The following is a 24854-nucleotide window of genomic DNA, read 5'->3' on the forward strand; positions in this document are numbered from 1 at the left end:
TCAGCCGACCGGCAGCAGCTCGATCTCGCCGCGGGCTGCCTTGAGGGCGATGTCGGTGCGGTGCTGCGAGCCCTTGATGCGGATCTGCCCGACGCCGGCATAGGCGCGCTGGCGGGCCTCGTCGAGATCCTTGCCGGTGGCACTGACCGCGAGCACCCGGCCGCCGGCCGTGACGACCTCGCCGTCCTCGATCGTCGTACCGGCGTGGAAGACGCGGACTCCGCCGGCCTCGGCCTGGTCGATCCCGGTGATGACGTCACCGCTGCGCGGCTTGGCCGGGTACTTCTTCGCGGCGACCACGACGGCGACGGACGCGCCCGACTTCCAGCTGAGCGGCTGCACATCGGCGAGCTTGCCCGTCGCGGCGGCGTACAGGAGACCGCCGAGTGGGGTCTTCAGCAACGGCAGCAGGGCCTGGGTCTCGGGGTCACCGAAGCGGCAGTTGAACTCGATCACCCGGACGCCGCGGGACGTCAGCGCCAGTCCGGCGTACAGGAGGCCGGTGAACGGGATGCCGCGCCGGCGCATCTCGTCGACGGTCGGCTGGAGCACCTTCTCGGTGATCTCCTCGACCAGATTTTCCGGGGCCCAGGGCAACGGAGTGTAGGCGCCCATGCCGCCGGTGTTCGGGCCTTCGTCGTTGTCCGCAAGGCGTTTGAAGTCCTGGGCCGGCTGCATCGGCAGCACGGTGACGCCGTCGGTGATCGCGAACAGCGAGACCTCGGGGCCGTCCAGGAACTCCTCGATCAGCACCTGCTCGCAGCCCGCCGCGTGCTCGAGCGCCTCGACACGATCGGAGGTGACCACCACGCCTTTGCCTGCGGCGAGACCGTCGTCCTTGACCACGTAAGGAGGGCCGAACGCGTCGATCGCCTCGGCGGCTTCCTCCGGCGTCGTACAGACATAGGCCCGGCCGGTCGGCACGCTCGCGGCGGCCATCACGTCCTTGGCGAAGGCCTTCGACCCCTCGAGCTGGGCCGCGTCCTTCGACGGCCCGAAGACCGCGATCCCGGCCGCACGCAGCGGATCGGCCAGCCCGGCGACCAGCGGCGCCTCGGGCCCGACCACGACCAGGTCGGCACCCAACTCGGTGGCCAGCGCGACAACCGCGTCATGGTCCGAGACATCCACGTCCCGACAAACGACCGTTTGCCCGTCGTACGCCGGCTGCAGCGCGGCGATCCCCGGATTCCCCGGCGCCGCGACAACCTGCTCGACCTCAGGATCCCGGCTCAACGCCCAGACCAGTGCGTGCTCACGACCGCCGGTACCAATGACTAAAACCTTCACGAGCCACGAGCCTAGTGCACCGTCGTCCCCCACGCGCCCCTGCACTTCCGCTCCGCCGGAGCCCACCCGTGGCGCCCGCGGAGTTCCAGGCCATCAATGCGGCGCTCGGTGTGATCGGTTCAGCGTGGGAACTGGAGGGCAGCGGGAGCCATTGATGGGCTGGGGCTCCAGCCTGCCCGACGCCCCGGGGCGAGCTGCGTCGCTCAGTAATGCCAGTAGTAGCGGGCGTTGGCGTTCCAGGTGATGGGGAACGTTGTGTGGTTGGTGAAAGCCATGCCTAGGCCGCGGGCTAGTTCGACGGTGCGGGAGAGTTGGAGGGCGTACGGATGCTTGTTGTCGTCCCACCATTGTTCGGTCTGGGTGATGCAGGTTTGGTTGGTGAAGTACGGGTTGGCGCAGGGGTGGGGTGGGGTCCATTTCTGGAGGTGGCGGAAGTTGACTGTGGTCGTGTCGGTGGGTGGTTTGAGGGTGCCGGTGGCTTCCAGGCAGTAGCCGGTGGTGGGGATGGTCCACTTCACGTAGTGCTGGCGGTCGCCCGCGGACGGGAGGGGTTGCATGCCGGTGCAGGTGGCGCTGCCGATCTTTTCTGAGGTGACTCGCTGGATCTGGGTGAGTGGGCGGCCGGCGCCGTCGTTGTAGCCGTCCAGGAGGATCCAGTCGCCGTCACGGATGAAGCGCTCCGCCGACTTCGGCGGCCAGGTCTTCGGGTCGCCCCAGGAGATGTCCGACTCGGTGTCGCTCAGTGGGGTCCACGCCCATTGGCCCGCCGCCACGCCACCCGCCCAGTACTGGCCGGCTGACTTTTCGAACATCAGCGAGTACTGCCCGTAGTTCTCCGTCGGCGCTGCCACGGCGGGCTGACCCACGGTGAGCAGAACCGCGGCGACCAGTACTGCGATTTTCTTCCGCATGAACACTGAGAGTAGTGCTGTCCAGTAGGCCCTGGTCCGGTTTAAGGTCCAGAAAAAGGCTGATCCTAGGGAGCGCACCATGCCGGAACCTGTCACCCACACCCTGGACGTCCCTGGTGCCGTCCTGACCTACGACGTCCGTGGTGAGCTGAGCAATCAGCCGGTGCTGCTGATGATCGGGTCGCCGATGGGTGCCAGCGGCTTCCCCACGCTGGCGTCGCACTTCGAAGACCGGACCGTGGTGACCTATGACCCGCGCGGCGTCGAGCGCAGCAATCGGACTGACGGCACCGGTGAGCTGACGCCCGACGACCACGCCGCCGACCTGGCCGCCCTGATCGAGGCTCTCGACGCCGGCCCGGTTGACCTGTTCGCCAGCAGCGGCGGTGCGGTGAACGCCCTGGCCCTCGTCGCCCAGCGGCCCGAGCTGGTCAAGACGCTGGTCGCGCATGAGCCGCCGCTGGCCGCGCTCGTCCCCGACAGCGAGGCTGCCCTCAAAGCCTGCGAGGACATCTACGAGACCTACCAGCGCGACGGGCAGGGCGCGGGGATGGCCAAGTTCATCGCGATCGTCAGCTACGAGGGCGAGATCCCGGCCGACTACACCGACCAGCCGGCGCCGGATCCGGCGATGTTCGGGCTGCCGACCGAGGACGACGGTTCGCGCGACGACGCGTTGCTCGGGCAGAACCTGCGCGGCTGTACGTCGTACCGGCCGGACATCGATGCGCTGGCCAAGTCGACTGACAAGGTGGTCGTCGGCGTCGGCGAGGAGTCGGCCAACCAGCTCGCCGCCCGGGGTGGGAAGGCGATTGCCGAGCTGCTCGGGCTGACGCCGGAGGTGTTCCCGAGCAACCACGGCGGGTTCCTCGGCGACGAGTACGGGATGCCCGGCAAGCCGGCCGAGTTCGCGGTGAAACTGCGCGACGTGCTGGCCCGCTGATCGTCGCGACGCTCCGTGAGGTGCTCGCGAACGAGTGAACGTGCGCCACTCACAAACCATCGCCAGGGCGCGGGCGGCACGCTCGCGGCCTGGCGCCCGGAGGGCCCGAACGGGGGTTGGTGAGTGCCGGCCGTCCGCCGATCTGGTTAGCTGGAGACATGACTGACAAGCCTGAGATCGACTTTCCGGATGGCCCGCCGCCGGCGGATCTGGAGATCACCGACATCACCGAGGGCGACGGCGCCGAGGCCAAGGCCGGCTCGCGGGTGAACGTCCACTACGTGGGCGTCGCGCACTCCACCGGCGAGGAGTTCGACGCCTCCTACAACCGTGGCACGCCGCTGGCCTTCCAGCTCGGCGTCGGCCAGGTCATCCAGGGCTGGGACACCGGCGTCCAGGGCATGAAGGTCGGCGGCCGGCGCAAGCTGGTCATCCCGCCGCACCTGGGCTACGGCGACCGGGGCGCCGGCGGCGCGATCAAGCCGGGCGAGACGCTCATCTTCGTCGTCGACCTGCTCAGCGTCAGCTGACCTCCCTCCAACCAATGGGCACCGGCCCCCGGTTGCGTCACAATGACGCGACCGGGGGCTTTTCCGTAGTACTACGCATCCGCGCCGCCGCCCCAGCGGGTTGACTTGGGAGCATGACGACGATGGTGACGACCACCCCGGTGGCGAGCCGGACCGGCTGGACGAAGTACGCCGCCCTGCTGGCGAAGGTCGCGCTGTTCGTGTTGTTGCTGACGGCATTCATCTGGCCGGACCTGAGCGGTATCAAGGGCAAGGCGTCGACCGCGCGGCTGGTCGTCTATCCGATCGGCGCGATGGTCCTGCCGCTGTGGTGGTTCGCCTACGGACGCGCGAAAAGCAAGCTGCACAAGACGTTCCCGTGGCATGCCGACCTGTTGCTGACGTTGCCGTGGCTGGGCGACCTGATCGGCAACCGGCTCAACCTGTTCGACACCATCACCTGGTGGGACGACGCGATGCACTTCGTCCTGTGGGGCTTCCTCACCGCCGGCGCACTGACCGCGTTCCTCCCCCGCGGGCTCAGCCGCGGCCTGACCGCGTTCGTTGCCCTCGGCTTCGGCGTGACCGCCGCGGTGATCTGGGAACTCGGCGAGTACGTCGCCTTCGTCCGCCACTCCGCCGAACTCCAAACCGCCTATACCGACACCCTCGGCGACCTGGCTCTCGGCACCCTCGGCGCCCTCCTGGCCGGCCTGATCGTCCACCGGGTACGCCGAGAAGCCTCAACCGTCGCGTAACCCTTCGTCGAGTTGCCGGCTCAGCACCCCGCGGCGGGACGCGGCGAACTTGCCCGCAGGCAACCGTTGAACGATGCCCCGGACAGCAGGCGGCGCGTGCGAGATCGCCCAGCGGATCTCGTCGTCGCCGATCTGGGTGTCACCACCCGCCGCCAGCTCGCGGGCCTGGGCCGCGGCGACGGCCGGACCGAACACGTGGTTCACCTGATGGGGTGACTCCAGGGAATGGATGTACGCCGTTCCGGCCACGTACAAGGCTGCGCGGGCAACCAGCACCGCCACCGGGTCACTGGTCTCACGAGCAGCCGAGTTGGCCGCCCAGGCGGCGGTGCGGATCTGCTTCGTCCGCTCACCGCCGTTGCCGAAGCTGCGGACAGACTCGAGCGCCTCGCGCGGACGGCTGTCCCCGGCAACCGCTGACTCGAAGAGAGGCAGCACTCGCTCGACACAATCGGCGGCCCACAGCCCGAGCTGACGCCGGTCGTTCATGGTGATCAGTTCATCGCTCACGAGGTTCAACCGTATCGTTGAACCACTTCGTTGAGACTTTGGTCAGCGGTCAGTGGGGCGGCAAATGCCCTGCGCCGCGGCCGATGCGGCGAGCGCCTTGGTGACCGGGCTTTCCGCGGCCGGGGTCACCGTGTCGGTGCGGGTGGTGTGGCGGCCGATCGGGACCACCATCGGCGTGCCGGCGACCGGGTCGGGGATGACCTTGACCGCCAGCCCGAAGACGTCCTGGACGACCTCCTCGGTGATCACCTGCCGAGGGTTGCCCTCGGCAACGATCGCGCCGTCCTTCATCGCGATCAGGTGGTCGCCGAACCGGCAGGCCTGGTTGAGATCGTGCAGCACCAGCACGATCGTCCGCTGGTCGCGCTTGTTCAGGTCGACCAGCAGGTCCAGTACTTCGAACTGGTGGGTGAGATCCAGGAACGTGGTCGGCTCGTCGAGCAGCAGGATGTCGGTCTCCTGCGCGAGCGCCATCGCGATCCAGACTCGTTGCCGCTGGCCACCGGACAGCTCGTCGATCGGCCGGTCGGCGATCTCCAGCACGTCGGTGGAGATCATCGCGTCGGCGATCGCCTCGTCGTCGCCCTTGGTCCATTGCCGGATCCAGCCCTGCCGCGGGTAGCGGCCGCGGCCGACCAGGTCGGCGACCGTGATCCCCTCGGGCGCGGTCGGTGACTGCGGCAACAATCCGAGCTTGGTCGCGACCGCGCGGGTCGGGATCGACTGGATGCTCTTGCCGTCCAGCAGCACCGTCCCGCGGCTCGGCTTGAGCAGCCGGGCCAGTGTCTTGAGCAGCGTCGACTTGCCGCACGCGTTCGCCCCCACGATCACCGTGATCCGGCCGGTCGGGATCCGCACCGACAGGTCGTGGATGATCTCGCGCTGGTCGTAGCCGACGGCAAGCTTCTCGGCCGACAGACTGTGGTCCACTTCCGCCTCCCTTTGCAACTCCACTGTCAGCCACCACTTCCGACCCGGTTGGTCCGGGCCAAGAGGAACATCAGGTACGGCGCGCCGATCACGCCGGTGACGACACCGACCGGCAGTTGCGTGTCACCCAACGCGTGCTGCGCGACCAGGTCGGACAGCGCCACCACGAGCGCGCCGATCAGGGCCGACACGACCATCGCCGGCCCGGGTGAACGAGTGAGCCGTCGCGCGATCGGCGGCGCGACGAATGCCACGAACCCGATCGGCCCGGCCGCCGCCGTCGCGACCGCGGCGAGCAGCACGCCGACCACGATCAGCCCGAGCCGCGAGCTCTCCACCCGCAACCCCAGCCCGTACGCCGTTTCGTCGCCGAGCTGCAGCACGCGCAACCGGTGCACGAGTAGCACCGACACCGGGATGAGCACCACCAGCATCACCGCCATCGAGCGGACGTGTGTCCAGTCGCGCCCGTTCAGACTGCCGGTCAGCCAGATCAGCGCCTGTTGAGCCACCTCGACCCGCGCCTTGGTCAGCAGGTATGACGTGAGGCTGGTCGCGATGGCACCGATCCCGATGCCGACCAGGATCAGCCGGTAGCTGGAGACGCCGCGACGCCAGGCCAGCAAGTACATGGTGAAAGCAGTGAGCAGGGCACCCGCGATGGCCATCGCGGACACCGCAGTACCGGTCAGGCCGAGGGTGATGATCGCGAGGACGGCGAATGCGCTCGCGCCGTACGTGACGCCGATGATGTCCGGGCTGGCGAGCGGGTTGCGGGCGACGCTCTGGAAGATCGCGCCGGACATGCCGAGCGCGACGCCGACCAGGATGCCGGTCAGGGCGCGGGGCAGCCGAAGCCGGTTGACGATGAACTCGGTCGCCTTGTCGCCCCCGCCGAACAGCGTCTTCACCACGTCGAGGACCGGGATCTTGAAGTCACCGAGCGACAGCGAGACGCAGAAGACGGCGAACACGATCACGGCCAGGACGGCGGCGACCGCCACGTTGCGCGCTTGCCGGACGGTGCGGGCGCGGGCGATCAGCTGGGCGGGCGAGTGCTCCGCGACGAGACCGGCCATCACAGATCCGCCAGCTTCCGGCGGCGTACCAGCGCGATGAAGAACGGCGCGCCGATCACCGCGGTGACGATACCGACCTGGAGCTCACCGGGCTGGGCCACGACCCGGCCGATCACGTCCGAGCCGAGCAGCAGGATCGGCGCCAGCAGCATCGAGTACGGCAGGATCCAGCGGTAGTCCGGACCGGTCACCAGCCGGGCGACGTGCGGGATGGTGAGGCCGATGAATCCGATCGGTCCCGCGGCCGCGGTGGCGGCGCCGCAGAGCAGTACGACGGTCACCGCGGTGAAGATCCGGGCTGTGCCGACCCGCTGACCGAGGGAGCGGGCTACGTCGTCGCCGAGCGACAGCGCGTTCAGGACCCGGCCGGAGATCAGCGCGAGCACGATGCCGACGGCAATGAACGGTGCGACCTGGGTGGCGATGTCCGAGCCACGGCCGGCCAGCGAGCCGACCGCCCAGAACCGGAACGAGTCGAAGGTGTCCACGTCACCGATCAGCAGCGCGGTGGTCAGCGAGCCGAGCATCGCCGTCATCGCCGCGCCGGCCAGCGCGAGTTTCACCGGGGTCGCGCCGTCACGGCCGAGCGAACCGAGCAGGTAGACAGCCACGGAGGCCGCGGCCGCACCGGCGAAGGCCAGCCAGACGTACGCCGTCAGCGAGGTCAGCCCGAACCAGTAGATGCCCGCGACGACGAAGAGCGCGGCACCGCCGTTGACTCCGAGGATGCCCGGGTCGGCGAGCGGGTTGCGGGTGACGCCCTGCATCAACGCGCCCGACAGGCCGAGAGCCGCGCCGACCAGCAGACCGATCACCGTCCGGGGCACCCGCAGGGAGCGGACGATCACGTGGTCGGTGTTCGCCTCGTCGTAGTGGCGCAGCGCGTCGAGCACCGTGGACAGCGGGATCTGCTTCGAGCCGATCGCGACACTGAGCAACGACACGCCCACCAGCAGCGCGACGCAGACGACCAGCCCCACGACCAACGTCGTACGCCGGGTCCGCGGGCGCCGCTGGTCGCGGGCGGAGCCAGGTGCCGCACGGCCGGCGGGAACCGTGTCGGTGACGGAGGGCGGTGGCATTGGACTTTAGGATCCTCTTAGGTAAGGCTAACCTCTAGGTGCTTCACCATAACCCGCTCGCGCGGCGGGCTGCACCTGAACCCCTGCTTTGTCACTACTTTCCCCTGACGGAGACACTGGCATGACGACAGTGCTCGAGCGCCCGATCGACTTCGCCGCGGTGCACGCCACCGTGGCGGCGGTCGACGACCTCAGCCCGCACCTGCGCCGGGTGACCTTTGTGGCCCCGCGGATCGCCGACGTGGTCACGGCCGGCCCCGACCAGCGCATCAAGGTGCTGCTCTCCCCGCCCGACGGCAGCGAGCTCCGCCTGCCCGCGGGCGACGACTGGTACGCCACCTGGTGCGCCGAGCCCGTCGAGCAGCGGTTCATCATGCGGACCTACACCGTTCGCGCGCTGCGGCCCGAGGTCTCCGAGCTCGACATCGAGTTCGTCCTGCACGGCGTCGACGGACCGGCCTCGGCCTGGGTCAGCGACGTCCAGCTGGGCGCGGAGATCGGGCTCATCCTGCCGTTCGCCGTGGACACCACGAGCACCAAGGGCCTGCTGATGTCCGGCGTGGATTACGTGCCTCCGGCAACGAGCGTGAGCCGGGTGCTGGTCGCCGACGAGACCGCGTTGCCCGCGCTCGCCGGGATCCTGGAGCAGCTGCCGGCCGCAGTACGGGCCACTGTTTTCGTCGAGGTACCGGACATCCGCGACATCCGCGCGCTGCCGAGCGAGGGCCGGGTGGACATCACCTGGATCCCGCACACCGGCGGTCCCACGGACGGCCCGAAGTCGTTGCTCGAGGCCCTCAAAGCGGCGAAGCTGCCCTTCGACGTGGACTACGCCTGGGTCGCCGGCGAGTCCAGCATGATCAAGCACGTCCGCCGCCACCTCGTGAACGCCGTCTGCCTCCCCAAGCCCGCCATCTCCTTCCAGGGCTACTGGAAACGCGGCGAACCCCAGGCCTGAGCCGGTACTCCGAAGAACCGGCCCGTACTCCGAAGAGCCGGCCGAGGCTCTCCGGAGTACTGCTGGTCAGCTCGGGTTCTCTGCGTGGGTGAGGGTTTCCCAGGCTACGAAGAGGTTGTTGGTACCGGCTGGGCGGCGGGATTCGGTGAGGGCTTGGGTGTTGGTCATCGAGATGCCCTGGCGGGTGTGCAGGGCGTTGTAGCCGACTTCGGTGATCGGGCCCAGACCGCGCTTGAGGGTGCCCTTGCAGAGCCAGGACGGGACCGGCTCCAGGTTGCGTTCCCAGCGGGACTGGAAGCCCAGGGCGTGACGGAGGCGCTCGCCGAACTCGGGGTACAGGTCGACGCCCTGGATCCGGGACGTCTCGAGGACGTGGCTGATCGCCGAGATGCCGTAGCCGGTGTGGACGAAGTCGCGGCAGGTCTCCTGGGTCAGGCCGTTGACGAAGGTGCTCTGGCCTTGCCAGTAGGCGACGATCTTCTCGCGGGTATTGAGGTTCTGGCTCGGCTTGGTCTTCGGCAGCGGACCATCGGACTCCAGGTAGACGAAGGCGGGCACCCGGACCCGGTACAGCGCGATCGCCTTGTCGTAGACCGCCGGGTCGTCGAGGAACACGCCGATGCCCTGGATCGCCTCGGTCATGCTCAACTCCCAGTTGCCGTTGGAGTTCGAGCCGTTGATGATCTCGGGCAGGTAGACGTTGCGCAGCATGGTGCCGAACCGGCCCGAGTTCGGCCAGTTGCCGTAGACATGCCTGATGATCTCGGCGGCTTTCGGCCATGACGATCCGGCCCAAGCGGTCTGCAGCGGCGCGTTGCTGTTGGTGTGGTCGCGGATCGTCGCGGACCAGGCATCCATCAGCTGGATCGCCTTCTGCGCATAGCGATCGTCGCGGGTGATGTACCAGAGCACCGCATCCGTGTACGCCGCGATCGCATCGCCACGCTCGTCCCGGCAGCCGTAGTCGGGGTTGGAGTACGAGCCGCACTCGACCACCGCGCGGGGTTTCGGCGTACGACTCAAAGATCCGTAGGTGCTGTTCTTGGCCTGGTTGAACGCGGTCGTCCAGGGCTGCGCACCGGCCTGCACCTTGGCGCGAACGAAGTCCAACTGAGCGCGACTCACCCCGACACCAGGGTGCGTGAACGTCGAAGGCGCCTGCACTGCGGCCTCAACTTTCGTCATGGCGACTGCCGGACTGGTCAGCGGTGCGGCCAGCAGGGCTGCACACGCGACGGCGAGCGCGGGTAGAACTGCTTTCTTCCTCATGGGCGGAGTCCTTGCGTGCGGGGGCGGTGGACCCGGCAGCTCCCCGATTACTGCAGAGTCTTTTCGGAAGTTTGACGACGCAGCGTGAAGGCGTCAACAGCTCGACACCATTAAATTCACGCTGGAACAAAACTCCGATTTGTCCCATCCCCGCACCCAGAAGACGCACCCGAGCTAGCGAGCTTGAGCGGCCAACTCCGGCGCACGCACGCCGGCGGCGTCAAGAAGAGCTTCAGCCATCCGGATGCCCACACCGTTGAGCGGTTGGGCCCGCACGACGGCCCGGGCGCTCGCGCCGTCGAAGGCCATCGTGAGCTGGACGGCCACCAGGTCGGGGTCGCCGACTCCGGCCGCAATCAGCTCGCCCAGGAAGAAGTCGGTCAGCCGCTGCTTGAAGTGCCGCGCGACCACGCTGCCCGGGTGCTCGGGGTTCTTCAGCTCGAACGCGGTGCTGACGAACGGGCAGCCGAAGAACTCACCACCACCGGAAAGCCGGTCCAGCTTCACGAAGACCGCCAGGATCCGCTCGCGCGGGGTAGAGCCGTCGTCGATCCCCGGCTCCAGCGCCTGCTGGTACCCCGGGCCCACACTGGCGAGGCTCTCGGCGATCAACTCGTCCTTGGAGCGGAACAGCTGGTACATCGACTTCTTCGAGACGCCGGCCGCCTTGCAGAGGGCGTCCACGCCGATGTTGACGCCGTCTCGGTAGAACAGTTCGCCCGCCGCGTCCAGCAGCCGCTCGCGGGGTGTCGCCTGGGTGGTCATGAGTTCGAGCGTACCGGCTCGGCTTGCTTCTGGAAACCGATCGGTTTAAGCTGTGGAAACAGATCGGTTTCCACCCCACCTCTTCACCCAGGAGTCAGCAGAAATGACCACCCTCGAAGGCGCCGTCGTCCTCGTCACCGGCGGCAACCGCGGTATCGGCAAGGCGATCGTCGACGACCTGCTCACCCGCGGCGTCCGCAAGATCTACGCCACCGCCCGTACTCCGCAGCCGAGCACCGACCCCCGCGTCGTCACGCTGCCGCTCGAGGTCACCGACCCGGCCTCGATCGAGGCTCTCGTCGCCGCGGCACCCGACGTCACCGTGCTGATCAACAACGCCGGCAGCGTCTCGCCGGACACCTACCTGGACGTGCCGCTGGAGGCGATCCGGGAGGTCTTCGAGATCAACTTCTTCGGCCCGCTGAACCTGACCCGCGCGTTCGTCCCGGTGATCGAGCGCAACGGCGGCGGCCACATCCTCAACGCGCACTCCGCCCTCACCTGGGTCTCCTGGCACGGCGCGTACGCCGCCACCAAGGCCGCGCTCTGGTCGCAGAGCAACGCGCTGCGGGTCGAGCTGCTGGACCGCGGTATCGGCGTGACCGGCCTGCACATGGGCTACGTCGACACCGACATGGTCCGCGCGGTCGAGGCAGCCAAGGAGAACCCGGCCAGCATCGCCAAGGCGGCGCTCGACGGCATCGAGGCCGGCGCGTACGAAGTACTGGCTGATGACACGGCGAAGTGGGCGAAGGCCGCGGTGGCCGGCGACCTGAGCGCCGTCTACCCGCAGCTCCAAAGCTGAAGGGTCAGCGGCGGTAGACGTCTCGCACGCGGGCGTACTCCATCGCCGCCGCGATGCCGTCGGCAACCTCGGCGGTGAGTTCCCGCTCGACGATGTGCAGGGCGAGGTCGATGCCGGCGGTGATTCCGCCGGCCGTCACCAGGTTGCCGTCGTCAACGACGCGGTTGTGCTTGACCTCGGCACCGAAGGTCTCCAGTTCGTCCCAGGCGCCACGGTTCGTGGTGGCCGGCCGGCCCTTCACCAGGCCGGCCTCGGCCAGCAACATCGAGCCCGTGCAGACCGACCCGACCCACTGAGTGTGCTGCGCGACCTCGGCGATCCGGGCCGGCAGGACACCGCGTCGTGCCTCTGCCCAGGCGCCGCGTTCGGCCCGGTTCATCCAGCCGCCGCCGGGCACGAACAGGCCGTCCGGCGTACCGAGGCCTTCGGGTGCCTTGAACTGCAGGCCGTGCATGCCGGTCACCTCCACCGGACCGTCGAGCCCGACCAGTGCCAGCTCGAACTCCGGCCGCCGGGACGCGTGGCTCCAGACCTCGAACGGGCCCATCACGTCCATTTCGTCCACACCGTCGAAGACCAGGATCTCGATTCGCATGGCACCACTCTCATCGCTCACGGCCGGGCGCAGGAGTGGCTCGATAGACGTTGTTGGCTAGATTCCGGCCACCAGCCGACGGCCGGGCCGGGATTAGAGTGAGGCAACAACCGCTGGGCGCAGGGTTCTGACCGCTGGGCGCAGAGAGGTCGCACGAAGGGTGATCGACCCGCTACCCATGGTTGAGACATCCCGCCCTCCGGAGGTCCGCCATGCCTCGACGTGTCAACGCCGGCTCGATCGTCACCATCGCCACCACGTTGATCGCCACCGCCGCGACCCTGCAGGCAGTAGTGGAACCGGCTACCGCGACCTCCTCCGGACAGACCCTCTCGACCAGCTGTGACTCCGCGTCCGCGGGCTTCACGCCGGTCCTTCAGCTCGACCTGCCCGACAAGGCCGACTATCTGAACGAGACCCCGCCGTACAGCCTCGACCGGACCGCCGAGGTCGGGCCGAACTTCGACCGGGTCGGCTACTGCCTGGAGCTGAATGGGCCCGACGGGCCGCAGTGGGTGTGGACGGCGATGGAGCCCTTCACTAACGACGCAAGGCGAATCGGCCTGCCGACCCGGCCCGGTGAGATCGTCCGGCAACGGGTCGGCGATCTGGAGGTGCGGTCGAACGTCTCCGGCGTGACGACTGGCCCCGGCCAGACCGGCTACCTCGAGATGTGGCCGAACCAGTACCAGGAGAGGGCATCGAGCCAGGTCGCGAACGCCTCGCCGATCACGTTCGACGCCGACGACAGTCCGACCGCGCCGCTCGGGTACGGCTCGTTCCAGGTCGCCCAGATCGGCGCGGCCCGACCGTCGACCCTGGCCGCCAAGCAGGTCTTCGCGATCAACACGTTCACCGAGACCGAGACCAGCACGCTGTCACTCGGGATCGGTACGAACCTCAGCGGCCAGCCCGACTGGACCTTCGCCAACAACGCGAGCCGCTACTCCCAACGCCGATTCACCGCCTACGTCCGTACTGCGGTCATCGCGCTGACCGAGTCGCCCCAGGACCGGCAACTGTTCCCCCGGGACGCGTCGGGCGGCTCCACGGTGCCGGTGGCCGGGCGGATCACCGACAACCGGGTACGCCGGGTGCAGTTGCGGGTGAGCAGCAACGGGAAGACCGACACGTACACGTCGTCACCGCGGTCCTTCCGCTTCACCCCGCGGATCAAGGCCGGGCTGCAGGAGTACACGTTCGAGCTGCGGGCCAGAGGGCTCGGTTTCGATCGAGTAGTGGCGTCGTGGGACGGAGTCGTCTCCGGGGACGTCTATGTCGTCCAGGGGCAGTCCAACGCGGAGGCTGCGAAGTACAACGGTGCTGCTAGCGGGGAGGAGTCGCCGTACTTGCGCAGCTTCGGCTCTCCGAACCCCAACGGCGCCATCTCCGGGGCCGACCGGGTCTGGCACTACGCCACCGGTGACGTCACCAGTCAGTCCGGCTCTGTCGGGCAGTGGGCGATCCGGATGGGCCGGCGGATCGTGGAGACCCACAAGGTGCCGGTGGCCCTCTTCAACGGAGCGCACGGCGGCCGGGCGATCAGCTTTTTCCAGCGCAACGACACGAACCCGGACGACCTCGAGACCAACTACGGGCGGCTTCGGCAGCGCCTGACGGCCGCCGGCGTGATCAGCCAGGTTCGGGGCGTGCTCTGGTACCAAGGCGAGTCCGACAACGACAACGCCCCCGTACACATCGCCGGCTTCACCTCGTTGCTGCAGGACTGGCGATCCGACTTCGGTCGCGACATCCCGGGTGGAAGCCGGTACTACGTCTTCCAGATCCGTACGGCGCCCTGTGGCAACACGACTGCCATGAGTCTGCGGGAGGCCCAGCGTCAGCTCGGTGACTCGGCAGGCGTCACGCTGCTCTCCACCACTGGGCTGTCCGGTCATGACGGCTGCCACTACGGCTACCTGGGTGGCTATCGCGACATGGGCGACCAGGCGTTCGCAGTACTGGCTCGAGACCTGTACGGCGGGCCGTCGGCCGGTGTGGCTCCGCCTAACCCGGACAGTGTGAGCGCTAGTGGGTCGCAGCTCGTAGTACAGCTGCGGTCGGCTGATGCGCTGACTGTTGATGCTGGGGCTGCTGCCGACTTCCGGGTGGAGGGTGCGGCGGTGACGGTGTCGTCTGTGGCCTACCAGGCAGGCGGCAGGCTCGTGCTGACTCTGTCTGGTCCTGCAACGGGTGCGACCGCCCTGACGTACCACGGGCACCTCGGTGCAGGGCCCTGGATCACCAATGCCACCGGCACGGGTCTGCTGGCTTTCACCGTGCCGATCAGTCCTCCGGCCACCTAGGTACCAGGCGCGGCCGGCGCCCACCGCCCCGAGGCACCGGCCGCGCCCGACTGACCTTCACTTGAGCACGTCGGTCGCTACGTGGTCCCGGCCGACGCCGCCGACCAGCATCGCGACGCCGTCGGAGTTGTCCGTCCGCAACGGCAGGATCTTCTGGTACTCCGGGGAGGCGTACCAGCCGCGGGCGTGCTCGTAACTGGGGAACTCGATCACGATCAGGGTGCCGTCCCACTCCCCCTCGACGAACTCCGGTACGCCGCCGTGCACGATGAAGTGGCCGTCGAAGGGTGCCAGCGTCGCGTCGATCCGCTCGAGGTACTCGACGATGCCGGCGTTCAGGCGGACGTTGCGCAGGTTGGCGATCGCGTAGTGCGTCATGGTGGGAGCCTCTCGTTCCTTGGGATGAGCCAAGCTTGCGATGGAACGTGCGGAAGAACGATTACGTCCGAGGTCATGGGAAAGGACTCGGGTCGAGGCTCCGCGGGTGGGCTGGTCCCGACGTACGGTGGATGCCATGTCAGCAACAGGGGGACGACCTACGGCACCGACCGAGGTGCTGGAGGAGCGGGTCGGGCCGTACCGGTTGATCCGGCGGCTCGGGCAGGGTGGCATGGGCGTCGTGTACCTGGCCGAAGGGCCCGAGCACAAAGAGGTAGCGCTCAAGGTACTGCGGCCGCACGTGGCCCACGATCCGACGGCCCGCGCCCGGTTGCAGCGCGAGGCGACGACGTTGCAGAAGGTGAACCACCCTGGTGTGGCAGGCATCCTCGACCACGACCTGCACAGCGACCGGCCGTACCTGGTCACCCGGTTCGTCCCGGGGCGGCCGCTGGACGAGCAGGTGGACGAGCGCGGGCCGCTGACGCCGCAGCGCTGGCTGCCGATGGCCGGCTGCCTGGCGGAGTCGCTGCAGGCGATCCACCAGGCGGGTGTGGTGCACCGCGACCTGAAGCCCGGCAACGTGATGATGCTCAACGGCAAGCCGGTACTGATCGACTTCGGCATCGCCCAGGCAGCTGACGACCTCCGCCTCACCCAGACCGGCCTGGTGATCGGTACGCCGGGCTACCTCGCGCCGGAACTCATCGAAGGCGAGATGGTCTCCGAGTCGGCCGACTGGTGGGGCTGGGCGGCGACGGTGGCGTATGCGGCGACTGGACGACGCCCGTTCGGCAAGGGGCCGTTCGAGGTCGTGCTTCATCGGGTGCACACCGGGCAGGCGGACCTGGAAGGCCTGGACCCGCGGTTGAAGCCGCTGCTCGCGGCAGCGCTCTCCCCTGACCGGCGGGACCGCCCGACGCAGGTAGAGATCATGGCCGGCCTCAACCGCTACGCGGAAGGCCGCGACGCTCTCATCCCCAACCCACAGACGTCACCCGAGGAGGAGCACCCGCAAACAGCTCTCCTCAACCCACCCACCGCGGTGATGACCCGCGTCATGCCGGAGGACAAACCAGTAGCCGCCGCTGCTGACGCGCATGACCCTGCAGAGGTCGCACAGCTGGTTCCGCCGGTGATCCCACCGCTGTCCGCCTTCGCTCCGGTCCGCGACAAACTCCGCGACGTAGCAGCCCAACAGAAGGCGAAGAAGGCGGTCGCAGTGCATCCGGCGACCTACAGTCCTGTGCCTAGTGCGGCTGCGCCGGCTGCTATGCCGTTGAACTATCAGGGGTATCAGCAAGGCGGGTATCAGCCGCAGTACCCGGTGCCGATGCAGCAGCCGCAGTACCAGCCCGAGCCTCAGTACCAGCCGCAGTACCAACCTCAGTTCCAGCCGCAGCCGCAGTACCAGCAGCAGCCTGGGCAAGAGGTGGCGCGGCGACAGAGTCATGAGCCGGTGGCTCGGGCGAACACAGCGCCCTCGGCTGACCAGCAGGCGGCGCGTTCGTTCCTTGTGGTCGGGCTGCTGGCCGCACTGGCTGGTCTGATGGCATACACGCCCGGCGTGGGCATGCTCGTCGCCGCACTGCTGATCGTCCTCGCCCGCACGGTCGACCGCGGCAGTACGGCGATCATGCGCCGCCGTCAGGTCCGCGGCGGCCGCGGCAAGTCCGATGGGCTGGTAGCGGTGGCTGCGAGCCCGATGCACCTGATCGCCGCCAGCCTGATCACGCTGTTCTGCCTGATCCTGCCGGTCATCGTCGGCTTCGTCGTCGGCGGATTCGTCAGCATCGGCGCCGCCAACGCCAACGGCCTCGACTGGCCGCCGCTGTCCGCGATCGGCTTCGGAGTCGGCGGTGCCGTCGGCCTCTTCGTCGCCTGGTGGGGTCCCGGCGGCACTTCCTTGCGCCGCGGCACCAAGATCACCCTGCGCAACATCTTCCGGCCGTCCTGGCTGAGCCTGCTGGTCGCGGCACTCCTGCTGACAGCCGCCGCCCTCGCCTTCTACAGCGCGGCGAACGGCGGCGGCGCCGACTGGGCCCGCGAACCGATCAGCAAGCCCGAACTGCCGAACCGCCCCGGCCTCGGGGACATCCGGCACTGGCCGATCATCAGCGAACTGCCCATCATCGGCAGCAACTGAACCGGCAGTAACCGAGCCGGCGGCAACCGAAGCAGCCGCCGGCGAGTCAGCAGCCGGTGGATCGGCAGCTCAGGCTTCGGGGCTGGTCAGAAGCGGTTGTCCAGGATGACCATCTGGGAGCGCTCCGGACCGACGCCGACCGCGGAGATCGGCGCGCCGCTGAGCGCCTCGACCGCCTTCACATAGGTCTGCGCGTTCTTCGGCAGATCCTCGAAGGTGCGGCAGCCGGTGATGTCGTCGCTCCAGCCGTCGAACTCCTCGTAGACCGGCAACGCATGGTGGAAGTCGGTCTGCGTCATCGGCATCTCGTCGTGCCGGACGCCGTTCACCTCGTACGCGACGCAGACCGGGATCTTCTCCCGGCCGGTGAGCGTGTCCAGCTTGGTCAGCACGAAGTCGGTGACGCCGTTGATCCGCGCGGCGTACCGGGCGATCACCGCGTCGTACCAGCCGCAGCGCCGCGGCCGACCGGTCGTCGTACCGAACTCGAAACCCTGCTGGCGCAGCCACTCGCCGTCGGCATCGAGCAGCTCGGTCGGGAACGGGCCCTCACCCACGCGGGTCGTGTAGGCCTTCACGACCGCCATCACCCGGTCGATCCGGGTCGGCGGGATACCGGAGCCCGTGCAGGCGCCGGCCGAGATCGCGTTGGAGGAGGTGACGAAGGGGTAGGTGCCGTGGTCGACGTCCAGCAGCGTCGCCTGGCCGGCCTCCATCAGGACCGTCTTGCCCTCGTCCAGGGCACGGCCGAGCAGCAGCGGGGTGTCGGCAACCATCGGGCGCAGGCGTTCGGCGTACCCGAGCAGCTCGTCCATCACCTCGGCGATCTCCACCGCGCGCCGGTTGTAGACCTTCACCAGCAGCTGGTTCTTCTGCTCCAGCGCGCCGCTGACCTTCTGCTCCAGGATCTTCTCGTCGTACAGGTCCTGGACCCGGATCCCGATCCGGTTCATCTTGTCCGCGTACGTCGGGCCGATGCCTCGTCCCGTCGTGCCGATCTTCCGGCTGCCGAGGAAGCGCTCGGCGACCCGGTCCAGGGTCCGGTTGTACGGCGGGATCAGGTGCGCGTTCGCGCTGACCACCAGCCGGGACGTGTCCACCCCGCGGGTCTGCAGCGCGTCCAGCTCCTCGAACAGGACGCTGAGGTCGACCACCACCCCGTTGCCGATCACCGGAGTGACGCCCGGGGTCAGGATGCCGCTGGGGAGCAGGTGCAGGGCGTACTTCTCGTCCCCGATCACGACCGTGTGACCGGCGTTGTTGCCGCCGTTGAACTTCACCACGTAGTCGATCTCGGCCCCGGTGTTGCCGAGCAGATCGGTGGCCTTGCCTTTGCCCTCATCGCCCCACTGGGCGCCGACGAGCACGATTGCGGGCATCTCAGCCCTCCTCTTCACGCGTCGGCTGGACGCACCCACGATCCGTGCGCAGCCGGCCGCTGGAAACGGTGAAGCCCGGCAACCATTCACCGAACATTCATCCGGCGACCGCTGCTGGGCTCTTGCGGCCAAAGCCTACCGGAACTGCGCGTTAACATGCTGGTGATGCCCATCGCAGGCAGCAGGTGACACCGAGCGCGCAATTCATCACCACGGGTTGCCAATTTCGGTGATCACGTGCACACTCTTAGTCAGCGGCCCGCCGAAACTGCCGCAGGGGACGGTTCCGGCGGGCCGCTTCCTTATGCCCTGAAGGCGCGCGGACCGGCGCCTGAGGGCTTGTGGCCAAGGGCAACTGGCCTAGGCGTCGAGGCCTTCCGGGTTGCCGGCCAGCCACTCCTTGACCCGGCGGTCGGCCTCCTCCCGGGAGACGTCCTCGACCTTGGTCAGGATCGCCCAGCGGTGCCCGAACGGGTCGATCACCGTGCCGTACCGGTCACCGGTCATGAACGTGCTGACCGGCTCGACCTGCCGCGCGCCCGCCTCGATCGCCTTCGCGAAGGTCGCGTCCACGTCCGGGACGTAGTGCACCAGCGAGGAGTGCACCCACTCGCCGTTCGGTGCCCGCAGCCCGATCTGCGGCATCTCGTCACTCAGCTGCAGCATCGAGTTGCCGAAGCGCAGCTCGGCCTGCCCGAGCCGCCCGTCCGGCATGTCCTGCCGGCTGACCACTTCGGCCCCGAACACGCTCGTGTAGAACTCGATCGCCTTCGGTCCGTCGGACACGGCCAGGTACGGGGTGAGCGAGTGATAACCGTCGGGGATGGGCTTTACAGTGTTTTGCGCCGTGTTCGTCGTCATACGCCCAGTCTTCGGTACCCCGTACCGACCGGTCTTGTAAGAAAGCGACAGCCCCCTTGACTCACCCGTCGGACAGCGAAAAGGGCATCCTGCACCCGCGGGAACAAGCCCGGCATCGCACCCTGAGCCGGCTCGCCGCCGGACCGGAGATCGGCCGCTTCGTGGAGTGGTACTGGATCGTCGAGTGGGATCTGCGCGAGCCGTACGTCGCCGAGGTGCTGCCCTATCCGAGCGTCAACGTCACCTTCGAGCAGCCCGGCGGCGCCTTCGTGAACGGCGTCTACACCCGCAAGTTCCGGCGGGAGCTGACCGGCCGCGGCCGGGTCTTCGGGGTGAAGTTCTGGGCCGGCGGGTTCGGCGCGGTGACCGGGCTGGACGTGGCGTCCTTCCGCGACGAGGTGCGGCCGCTGGGTGAGTTCTTCACCGACGCCGATCGGCTCGCGGACCTGATCTTCGCCGAGGAGTCCGACGTACGCCGCCGGGCCGTCTTCGAGGCGTTCCTCGCCGATCACCTGGTGGCGGCGGACCCGCAGTACGAGCTGGTCCGGGAGATCATCGAGGCGATGGCGGAGGACCGTTCGGTGACCCGGGTGGATCAGGTCACCGAGCGGTTCGGCATCCCCGTCCGTACCCTGCAGCGCCTGTTCCGGCGCTACGTCGGCGTCGGCCCCAAGTGGGTACTGCGCCGCTACCGCCTGCACGACGGCGCCGACCTGCTGGCGCGCGGAGAGGTCAGCGAACTCGCCAACCTCTCCGCGGCTCTCGGCTACTTCGATCAGGCCCACTTCTCCCACGAGTTCAAGGAGCAGATCGGGCTCACACCGGCCGAGTACGCCGCCCGCGCGGCCGCCGAGGCCCAGGTCACTCTTCGGTAGACCTCCCGGCGTAGACGATGCTCGGCGGCGCGGGGTCGGCCATGTCCTGCCCGATGAAGTAGCTCACGTGCGGCGGCTGGTTGTACGCCGTGTTCTGCCACGCGACGCCCAGCCGGTAGACCGGGTCGTGCATCAGAGTGGGCAGCCGCCGGTCGGTCGGGTAGGGCGTGCTGTAGATGCGCAGCTCCGAGCTGTCCGCACTGCGCCACGCGATCTCCTCCCGCCAGTCGCCGAACAGGTCGGCCTGGATCGCCGGGTTGCCCTTGGTGCTGTTGTTCGAGCGCGCGTCGGGGTCTGAGAGCAGGACGCCGACCGTGTTCGTCTCCCAGTTCCACTTGCCGATCGTCGGCGTGCCGGTCGAGGTCGTCGGGTTCCAGTCGTGGTCGACGATCTCGCGCAGCGGATCACCGTCCCACCAGGCCAGGAAGTTGGCCGCCGGGATGGTCGTGGACACGAGCTCGCCGGTGGACGACTTCAGTTGGCCGACCCGCGAGTTCCAGGCGGCGTCCCCACCGACGGCCCAGCCCTCGGCGCCGGGGTGCCGCGGATCGATGTCGCCGGCCGCGGCCCGGCCGGTGTCCCGGGTGGCCGGGATGTCCCACAGGATCTCGCCGGTGCGGGCGTCGCGCATCGTCGCGCCGCGGTTGCCGCTGCTGCTCATGGTTTCGTGGGCGGCGAACACCTCCAGCCCCGGACGGGCCGGGACCAGATCACTCACGTGCAGCGCGTCCCCGTGCCCGAGGCCGGTGCTGTAGAGCAGCGAACCGTCGTCGTCGACGGTCATCGACCCGAAGACGATCTCATCCTTGCCATCGGCATCGACATCGGCGACCGACAGGTTGTGGTTGCCCATCCCGTAGCCACCGGCGCTGGCCTTGTCGTTGGAGTCGAAAACCCAACGCTGCTTGAGCTTTCCGTCCACCAGGTCGTAGGCGGCGATGACGGCCCGGGTGTAGTAGCCGCGACTGAACACGACGCTCGGTCGCTCGCCGTCCAGGTAGGCCACGCCGGCCAGGAAGCGATCCACCCGGTTGCCGTAGGTGTCGCCCCAGGCGCCGACGTCACCACGCGGTGGCGTGTAGTCGACGGTGTCGAGGATCTTGCCCGTCGCTCCCTCGAAGACGGTGAGGAACTCGGGCCCGGTCAGCACGTAGCCAGAGCTGTTGCGGTGGTCGGCGTTCGGGTCGCCGATCACCTTGCCCGCGGCATCCGTCGTACCGTCGGCGGTCTTGAGGGTCACCTCGGCCCGGCCGTCGCCGTCCAGGTCGAACACCTGTACTTGGGTGTAGTGCGCGCCGGCCCTGATGTTCGGTCCCAGGTTGATCCGCCAGAGCTTGGTCCCGTCGAGCTTGTAGGCGTCGATGTACACCGTCCCGGTGTAGCCACCCTGGGAGTTGTCCTTGCTGTTGGACGGTGACCACAGCTGAACGATCTCGTAGGTTCCGTCACCGTCCAGGTCGCCGACACTCGCGTCGCCCGCGCTGTAGCTGTAGGGCTGCCCGTCCTTCGTGTAGTCGTCCGCCGGCTTGTCGAGGCGCACGGAGAAGTAGCTCTTGTCCCATGTCCCGAAGTTGCCGGTGACCCGGTTCTCCTGCCGCTTGAGGACCGACGTCACGTAGTACTTCGAAGTGCTGGTCCCGTCGGCGTCCAGGAAGCTGGTCGTCTTGTCCAGCAACTGGGTGTTGAGCTTCTTGCCGTCCCGATAGACGTTGAAGCGGATCTCCTTGGGGTCTGTGCCCAGCAGCCGCCAGCTGACCAGCACCTTGCCGTCAGCGGTCGGTACTGCGGACGGCGACCGGTCCAGGTACTCCGCCTGGCGCTTCAGCACCGTGACCGCCGGAGTGACCAGCGTCGGAGTCTGCGCCGAGATGCCGCCCGCGTTCACGGCAGCCACTCGGTAGTAGTACTTGATCGTGGTGAGCACGTCGGTGTCCTTGAACATCGTCGCGGCAACCTGACCGACCACCTCGTAAGGCCCGTTCTCGGTCTCGGCCCGGCTGATCAGGTAGACGGCAGCCGTCCTGCTCCTCTTCCACTGCAAGGTCAGGTCGGACTTGTTGATGCCGCGCAGCCTGAGCCTCGTCGGCGCTGCCGGTACTGCCACAGCCGGGTCCACGATTGCCACGGTGACAGGGTCGGACGGCACCGACTCGAGCCCGGTGTTGTCCACCGCGGTGACGGAGTACGTGTAGGAGAGGCCTGCGGTCACAGTGGTGTCGGTGAAGGCAGGTGTAGCGGGTTCGGCCACCTTGACCGGCTTCGTGTCACCCGGACCCTGCCGATAGACGCGGTAGCCCACGGCGTCCTCCGTCGTGGCCCAGGTGGCAGCAGCGGCTGCAGGGCTCGTCTGCGCCTGGATCGCCAGACCGCTCGGCGCCACCAGCAAGGGCGTCACCTCGATGCCGTTCAGCCGCGCCCCGGCGCCGCTGACGACAATGTTCAGCTGCCCGTCGAGTACCGAGATCGGACCATGGAGCCGCTCGGTCACCGAGGCCCTGCCTGCGTTGCCACTGCCTGCGCTCTTGCCCTCGATGGCGAAGTTGGTCCGGCTGGTGCCGATCCAGTCACCGCTGTAGGTCTTCACCATGTAGGAGCCGTTCGGAACGTCCAGCTTGAACTCGAACGGCGTACCCGAGAGCACGAAGTCGCGCTGCAGGTCGTTCGGCACTCCGGCAGTACTGCCGCGGTCCCGGTCGGCCAGTGCCTCCGGTGCCTGGGTGAAGCCGAAGCCACGCTCCTGCGTGTAGGTCATGGTGCGATTGACTTCGGTGTAGCCGGCGGCAACAGGTGCACCGACCGGCTGGAAGTCGAACTTGTACTTCGCTCGCTTGGTGGTGAACGTCGTCGCGGCCGAGGGCTCCGACTCGCCACGCCCGTTGACCGCGCCGATCCGGTAGGAGTACGTCTCCCCCTCGGCCAGTCCTTGCACGACCGAGGTGGTGGCGGTCGTAGTACCGACCAACGCGTACGACGTGTCGGGGGCTGACGCGAGCTTGCGGTAGACCCGGTAGATGTCCGCGCCCGGAGACGCGGCCCAGCGCAGTACGGCACCGGCGTTGGAGACGCTGCTCGCCAGCAACCCGGTGGGTGCGGCCGGGACTGCAGCAGGCGGCTGCACCTCGATTACCTCGGCTGCAAGCGGCACCTGGAGCTTGGCCACCTCTGTAGCGACGAGCCGGGCCATCTGGATCGCGCCGTACTCCTGGAAGTGGGTGTCATCCACTGTCCCGTTCGGCCGGCCCGGGTAAACGCCTGGATCCACATGGAGGAAGACCGCCTTGGCTGCCTCCGGTCCGATCGTGTCGAGGTAGGACCGGCTGGCCGCAGACAGGTCGACCAGAGCAACGTTCTCCTCCGTCGCCAGCTCGATCATCTTGGCGACGTACTCCGGGAAGCTCACGTTGAACTTGCCAGTGGCCGCGTCGAAGCTCCGCCGCGAGACCGGTGTCACCAGGACCGGTACTGCGCCGCGCTGCCGCGTCCCCTGGACGTAGGTGCGCAGGTACTCCTTGTAGTCGGCCGGAGAGGCGTACCGGTCGTCGACCCCTTGGGTGGCGTCGTTGTGGCCGAACTGGATGAACAGGTAGTCGGCCGGCCGGATCGCCCGGAGGATCTCGTCGAGCCGTCCCTGTGTGATGAAGTTCTTCGAGCTGCGCCCGCCGATCGCCTTGTTGGCGACCAGGACGTCGTCGGTGAGGAACCGGCCGAGCATCTGCCCCCAGCCGGCCTGCGGGGCGAAGCCGGGGTCATAGGTCTGCACGGTCGAGTCGCCGGCCAGGAAGGCGGTCGGCTTGGCTCCCGCGGTCCGGCCGGGTTGCCGGGTGATCACGAACGAGTTGAGCTTGGCCGCGGCACCACCGAAATCGAGGTTCAGCTGACCGTCGACGAGCGAGATGGGGAACGTCATCGCCAGGTACTCACCGGCGGGCTTGGCGGTCACCTGGACCTTGGCCATCTTCTCGGCGGTGATCGCGATCTCGCTGGCCTCGGCGGCATCGCCGGCCACCAGCGACACGGTGTAGTCGCCGTTGGGCAGGTCGACGACGAACGAAGTACCGGCGATTGCGACGAAGTCACCGCGCAACGCGTCGCCGGTAGCCCGGTCCACCTCCGTCACCTTCGACGGATCGGCGAAGCCGTAGCCGCGCTCGGCGCTGTAGCCGACCGCGCCGACCGCCGTGTAGCCCTCGGCGACCGGACTACTGCCCGTCCCGAAGTCGAACCGGTACGGCGAGTCCGCGGCGGGCGCGGCCTGCGCGGTGCCGGGTTGCACCAGCGCACCGGCCAATATCAGCGGTGTTAGCGCGGCTACTAGTGAACTTCGGACGCAGGGCACTAGCTTGCGGGGTCGGCGCGGGACGAGTGAGGTCATCGGCGAGCTCCTGGGACGGGCTGTGGACTCGGTCTCGCCACCCGCTGGAAAGCGCTTCCCATTCGATGGCGAGACTGAGTATCACGGCACCCCTGCCGTCAGGCAACGGTTCGGTGGCCCTCCGGTCCTGGCC

General features: G+C 68.3%; 21 protein-coding genes. 8 read left to right on the forward strand and 13 right to left on the reverse strand.

From position 1 onward, the window contains the following. On the reverse strand, positions 1 to 1290 hold the full coding sequence (purD, locus tag ACQPYM_RS39565) for a phosphoribosylamine--glycine ligase (RefSeq protein ID WP_433011665.1): 1290 nt from the start codon (positions 1288 to 1290) through the stop codon (positions 1 to 3). A 203-nt stretch (positions 1291 to 1493) separates the two neighbouring features. Then, complete coding sequence (locus ACQPYM_RS39570) at positions 1494 to 2201, reverse strand: hypothetical protein (RefSeq protein WP_433011668.1); 708 nt, start codon at positions 2199 to 2201, stop codon at positions 1494 to 1496. 79 nt (positions 2202 to 2280) lie between these two features. On the opposite strand from ACQPYM_RS39570, the gene ACQPYM_RS39575 reads away from it, so the two are divergent. The 3 genes from ACQPYM_RS39575 (at position 2281) to ACQPYM_RS39585 (ending at position 4411) form a co-directional block, all read left to right on the forward strand. Beyond that, the gene (locus tag ACQPYM_RS39575; RefSeq protein WP_433011670.1) at positions 2281 to 3144 is read left to right on the forward strand and encodes an alpha/beta fold hydrolase; all 864 of its coding nucleotides are present in this window, start codon (positions 2281 to 2283) and stop codon (positions 3142 to 3144) included. 158 nt (positions 3145 to 3302) lie between these two features. Then, positions 3303 to 3674, forward strand: coding sequence for an FKBP-type peptidyl-prolyl cis-trans isomerase (locus ACQPYM_RS39580; RefSeq protein WP_433011673.1), 372 nt, complete (start codon positions 3303 to 3305; stop codon positions 3672 to 3674). 113 nt (positions 3675 to 3787) lie between these two features. After that, complete coding sequence (locus tag ACQPYM_RS39585; protein WP_433011676.1) at positions 3788 to 4411, forward strand: hypothetical protein; 624 nt, start codon at positions 3788 to 3790, stop codon at positions 4409 to 4411. Here ACQPYM_RS39585 and ACQPYM_RS39590 read toward each other — a convergent pair. From ACQPYM_RS39590 to ACQPYM_RS39605, 4 genes are read right to left on the reverse strand one after another with little or no spacing between them, the layout of a single operon-like run. Beyond that, entirely contained in the window at positions 4397 to 4921 is a 525-nt protein-coding gene (locus tag ACQPYM_RS39590) for a putative immunity protein (protein ID WP_433011679.1), read from the reverse strand. The genes ACQPYM_RS39585 and ACQPYM_RS39590 overlap by 15 nt on opposite strands. Positions 4922 to 4963: 42 nt before the next feature. Continuing rightward, positions 4964 to 5851, reverse strand: a complete 888-nt coding sequence (locus ACQPYM_RS39595; RefSeq protein WP_433011682.1) for an ABC transporter ATP-binding protein — start codon at positions 5849 to 5851, stop codon at positions 4964 to 4966. Between the two features lie 26 nt (positions 5852 to 5877). Further along, positions 5878 to 6930: a FecCD family ABC transporter permease gene (locus tag ACQPYM_RS39600; protein WP_433011685.1), complete on the reverse strand. Its 1053-nt coding sequence runs from the start codon at positions 6928 to 6930 to the stop codon at positions 5878 to 5880. Continuing rightward, complete coding sequence (locus ACQPYM_RS39605; RefSeq protein ID WP_433011688.1) at positions 6930 to 8012, reverse strand: FecCD family ABC transporter permease; 1083 nt, start codon at positions 8010 to 8012, stop codon at positions 6930 to 6932. Before ACQPYM_RS39605 ends, ACQPYM_RS39600 begins: the two co-directional genes overlap by 1 nt. 121 nt (positions 8013 to 8133) lie before the next feature. On the opposite strand from ACQPYM_RS39605, the gene ACQPYM_RS39610 reads away from it, so the two are divergent. Beyond that, positions 8134 to 8970 (forward strand): siderophore-interacting protein, encoded by an 837-nt coding sequence (locus tag ACQPYM_RS39610; protein ID WP_433011691.1) that lies wholly within the window; start codon positions 8134 to 8136, stop codon positions 8968 to 8970. 66 nt (positions 8971 to 9036) lie between these two features. Here the strand turns inward: ACQPYM_RS39610 and ACQPYM_RS39615 are convergent, their stop codons facing one another. Both ACQPYM_RS39615 and ACQPYM_RS39620 read right to left on the reverse strand, forming a co-directional pair. Further along, positions 9037 to 10239, reverse strand: coding sequence for an alginate lyase family protein (locus ACQPYM_RS39615; RefSeq protein WP_433011694.1), 1203 nt, complete (start codon positions 10237 to 10239; stop codon positions 9037 to 9039). A 174-nt stretch (positions 10240 to 10413) separates the two neighbouring features. Beyond that, positions 10414 to 11004 carry a TetR/AcrR family transcriptional regulator gene (locus ACQPYM_RS39620; protein WP_433011697.1) on the reverse strand — a complete coding sequence of 197 codons (591 nt, stop codon included), beginning with the start codon at positions 11002 to 11004 and terminating at the stop codon, positions 10414 to 10416. Positions 11005 to 11107: 103 nt separating this feature from the next. On the opposite strand from ACQPYM_RS39620, the gene ACQPYM_RS39625 reads away from it, so the two are divergent. After that, entirely contained in the window at positions 11108 to 11809 is a 702-nt protein-coding gene (locus ACQPYM_RS39625; protein ID WP_433011700.1) for an SDR family oxidoreductase, read from the forward strand. A 4-nt stretch (positions 11810 to 11813) separates the two neighbouring features. On the opposite strand, the gene ACQPYM_RS39630 is transcribed toward ACQPYM_RS39625, so the two are convergent. After that, positions 11814 to 12404 (reverse strand): DJ-1/PfpI family protein, encoded by a 591-nt coding sequence (locus tag ACQPYM_RS39630; protein WP_433011703.1) that lies wholly within the window; start codon positions 12402 to 12404, stop codon positions 11814 to 11816. Between the two features lie 212 nt (positions 12405 to 12616). Here ACQPYM_RS39630 and ACQPYM_RS39635 point away from each other — a divergent pair, with 212 nt between their 5' ends. Next, the gene (locus ACQPYM_RS39635) at positions 12617 to 14710 is read left to right on the forward strand and encodes a sialate O-acetylesterase (RefSeq protein WP_433011706.1); all 2094 of its coding nucleotides are present in this window, start codon (positions 12617 to 12619) and stop codon (positions 14708 to 14710) included. Positions 14711 to 14767: 57 nt separating this feature from the next. Here ACQPYM_RS39635 and ACQPYM_RS39640 read toward each other — a convergent pair whose 3' ends face one another. After that, the gene (locus ACQPYM_RS39640; RefSeq protein WP_433011709.1) at positions 14768 to 15088 is read right to left on the reverse strand and encodes a DUF1330 domain-containing protein; all 321 of its coding nucleotides are present in this window, start codon (positions 15086 to 15088) and stop codon (positions 14768 to 14770) included. Between the two features lie 136 nt (positions 15089 to 15224). Here ACQPYM_RS39640 and ACQPYM_RS39645 point away from each other — a divergent pair, with 136 nt between their 5' ends. Beyond that, entirely contained in the window at positions 15225 to 17234 is a 2010-nt protein-coding gene (locus ACQPYM_RS39645) for a serine/threonine-protein kinase (RefSeq protein ID WP_433011712.1), read from the forward strand. Positions 17235 to 17320: 86 nt separating this feature from the next. Here ACQPYM_RS39645 and ACQPYM_RS39650 read toward each other — a convergent pair whose 3' ends face one another. Together ACQPYM_RS39650 and ACQPYM_RS39655 are read right to left on the reverse strand one after the other, a co-directional pair. Next, positions 17321 to 18613 carry an adenylosuccinate synthase gene (locus ACQPYM_RS39650; RefSeq protein ID WP_433011715.1) on the reverse strand — a complete coding sequence of 431 codons (1293 nt, stop codon included), beginning with the start codon at positions 18611 to 18613 and terminating at the stop codon, positions 17321 to 17323. A gap of 360 nt (positions 18614 to 18973) precedes the next feature. Continuing rightward, entirely contained in the window at positions 18974 to 19474 is a 501-nt protein-coding gene (locus ACQPYM_RS39655; protein WP_433011718.1) for a VOC family protein, read from the reverse strand. 56 nt (positions 19475 to 19530) lie between these two features. Here ACQPYM_RS39655 and ACQPYM_RS39660 point away from each other — a divergent pair, with 56 nt between their 5' ends. After that, positions 19531 to 20349 (forward strand): DUF6597 domain-containing transcriptional factor, encoded by an 819-nt coding sequence (locus tag ACQPYM_RS39660; protein WP_433011720.1) that lies wholly within the window; start codon positions 19531 to 19533, stop codon positions 20347 to 20349. Here the strand turns inward: ACQPYM_RS39660 and ACQPYM_RS39665 are convergent. After that, positions 20336 to 24622: a fibronectin type III domain-containing protein gene (locus tag ACQPYM_RS39665; RefSeq protein ID WP_433011723.1), complete on the reverse strand. Its 4287-nt coding sequence runs from the start codon at positions 24620 to 24622 to the stop codon at positions 20336 to 20338. The two genes, ACQPYM_RS39660 and ACQPYM_RS39665, sit on opposite strands and share 14 nt — an antisense overlap. Positions 24623 to 24854 lie beyond the last annotated feature (232 nt).

The sequence above is a fragment of the Kribbella sp. CA-294648 genome (genome assembly GCF_050943845.1).
Classification (GTDB): Bacteria; Actinomycetota; Actinomycetes; order Propionibacteriales; family Kribbellaceae; genus Kribbella.

What these genes read in the sequence shown, in the direction of transcription:
- ACQPYM_RS39620 (WP_433011697.1), bottom strand. Translation starts at nt 11,004, where the DNA reads ATGACCACCCAGGCGACACCCCGCGAGCGGCTGCTGGACGCGGCGGGC.
- ACQPYM_RS39615 (WP_433011694.1), bottom strand. Translation starts at nt 10,239, where the DNA reads ATGAGGAAGAAAGCAGTTCTACCCGCGCTCGCCGTCGCGTGTGCAGCC.
- ACQPYM_RS39600 (WP_433011685.1), bottom strand. Translation starts at nt 6,930, where the DNA reads ATGGCCGGTCTCGTCGCGGAGCACTCGCCCGCCCAGCTGATCGCCCGC.
- ACQPYM_RS39635 (WP_433011706.1), top strand. Translation starts at nt 12,617, where the DNA reads ATGCCTCGACGTGTCAACGCCGGCTCGATCGTCACCATCGCCACCACG.
- ACQPYM_RS39610 (WP_433011691.1), top strand. Translation starts at nt 8,134, where the DNA reads ATGACGACAGTGCTCGAGCGCCCGATCGACTTCGCCGCGGTGCACGCC.
- ACQPYM_RS39605 (WP_433011688.1), bottom strand. Translation starts at nt 8,012, where the DNA reads ATGCCACCGCCCTCCGTCACCGACACGGTTCCCGCCGGCCGTGCGGCA.
- ACQPYM_RS39575 (WP_433011670.1), top strand. Translation starts at nt 2,281, where the DNA reads ATGCCGGAACCTGTCACCCACACCCTGGACGTCCCTGGTGCCGTCCTG.
- ACQPYM_RS39640 (WP_433011709.1), bottom strand. Translation starts at nt 15,088, where the DNA reads ATGACGCACTACGCGATCGCCAACCTGCGCAACGTCCGCCTGAACGCC.
- ACQPYM_RS39655 (WP_433011718.1), bottom strand. Translation starts at nt 19,474, where the DNA reads ATGACGACGAACACGGCGCAAAACACTGTAAAGCCCATCCCCGACGGT.
- ACQPYM_RS39645 (WP_433011712.1), top strand. Translation starts at nt 15,225, where the DNA reads ATGTCAGCAACAGGGGGACGACCTACGGCACCGACCGAGGTGCTGGAG.
- ACQPYM_RS39580 (WP_433011673.1), top strand. Translation starts at nt 3,303, where the DNA reads ATGACTGACAAGCCTGAGATCGACTTTCCGGATGGCCCGCCGCCGGCG.
- ACQPYM_RS39630 (WP_433011703.1), bottom strand. Translation starts at nt 12,404, where the DNA reads ATGCGAATCGAGATCCTGGTCTTCGACGGTGTGGACGAAATGGACGTG.
- ACQPYM_RS39570 (WP_433011668.1), bottom strand. Translation starts at nt 2,201, where the DNA reads ATGCGGAAGAAAATCGCAGTACTGGTCGCCGCGGTTCTGCTCACCGTG.
- ACQPYM_RS39625 (WP_433011700.1), top strand. Translation starts at nt 11,108, where the DNA reads ATGACCACCCTCGAAGGCGCCGTCGTCCTCGTCACCGGCGGCAACCGC.
- ACQPYM_RS39650 (WP_433011715.1), bottom strand. Translation starts at nt 18,613, where the DNA reads ATGCCCGCAATCGTGCTCGTCGGCGCCCAGTGGGGCGATGAGGGCAAA.
- ACQPYM_RS39585 (WP_433011676.1), top strand. Translation starts at nt 3,788, where the DNA reads ATGACGACGATGGTGACGACCACCCCGGTGGCGAGCCGGACCGGCTGG.